Source organism: Ralstonia sp. 1138 (assembly GCF_040544795.1).
Lineage (GTDB): Bacteria > Pseudomonadota > Gammaproteobacteria > Burkholderiales > Burkholderiaceae > Ralstonia > Ralstonia flatus.
The window spans coordinates 1-1202 of record NZ_JBEPKQ010000024.1 but is presented as its reverse complement, the minus strand read 5'-3'; the positions used below and the strand labels follow the sequence as shown (position 1 = coordinate 1202).

2 protein-coding genes are annotated in these 1202 nt (G+C 66.2%); both read right to left on the bottom strand.

All coding sequences use genetic code 11. The features are described from left to right. On the bottom strand, positions 1 to 890 hold an 890-nt coding region (locus tag ABIC76_RS25540), incomplete at its 3' end, for an electron transfer flavoprotein subunit alpha/FixB family protein (RefSeq protein ID WP_354535654.1). A 54-nt stretch (positions 891 to 944) separates the two neighbouring features. Beyond that, the coding region (locus tag ABIC76_RS25535; RefSeq protein ID WP_502947911.1) for an electron transfer flavoprotein subunit beta/FixA family protein at positions 945 to 1202 on the bottom strand (258 nt) is incomplete at its 5' end.

Here is a 1202-nt window from a genome sequence, read left to right as displayed (position 1 = left end):
CCCACGAGGCCGTAGTCCGCCACCTGGAAGATCGGCGCTTCCGGATCCTTGTTGATCGCGACGATCACCTTCGAATCCTTCATGCCAGCCAAGTGCTGGATCGCGCCAGAGATACCGACGGCGATGTACAGCTGCGGCGCGACGATCTTGCCGGTCTGGCCGACCTGGTAATCGTTCGGCACGAAGCCCGCATCCACGGCAGCGCGCGAGGCGCCCAGTGCGGCACCCAGCTTGTCCGCCAGCGGCGTCAGCACCTTGGTGTAGTTCTCGCCCGAGCCCACGCCGCGGCCACCCGACACGATGATCTTCGCGGCGGTCAGTTCCGGGCGGTCGCTCTTCGTCACTTCGCGCGAGACGAACTGCGAGATGCCGGCATCAGCCACGGCAGTCAGGTTTTCTGTCGCAGCGGAGCCACCGGTGGCGGCAGCAGGGTCGAATGCCGTGCCGCGCACGGTGATCACCTTCACCTTGTCGGCCGATTGCACGGTGGCAATCGCGTTGCCGGCATAGATCGGGCGCTCGAAGGTGTCCGGGCCGTCGACCTTGGTGATGTCGGACAGCTGGGCCACGTCCAGCTTGGCGGCCACGCGCGGCAGGATGTTCTTGCCGTAGGCGGTGGCGGGCGCCAGGATGTGGCTGTAGTTGCCGGCAACGGCCAGGGCCTGCTCGGCGACGTTCTCGGCCAGGCCATCGGCAAACTGGGGCGCGTCGGCCACCAGCACCTTGGTCACGCCGGCGATCTGCGCGGCAGCCTGTGCCGCGGCGCCGCAGCCAGCGCCGGCCACCAGCACGTGGACGTCACCGCCGCATTGGGCGGCGGCCGTCACGGTGTTCAGTGTCGCGGCCTTGATGGATTGGTTGTCGTGTTCAGCAATAACGAGTGCGGTCATCTTGATCTGCCTGTTCGGTGTGCTTGAAGTTGCGTGCAGTAGCGGTTGACCGCCTTACAGCACCTTGGCTTCCGTCTTGAGCTTGGACACCAGCGTGGCCACATCGGGCACCATCACGCCGGCGCTGCGCTTGGCGGGCTCGACCACCTTCAGCGTCTTCAGGCGCGGTGCAACGTCCACGCCCAGGTCTTCCGGCTTGACCGTGTCGAGCTGCTTCTTCTTCGCCTTCATGATGTTCGGCAGCGTCACGTAGCGCGGCTCGTTCAGGCGCAAGTCGGTGGTGACCACGGCCGGCAGCTTGACCGACAGGGT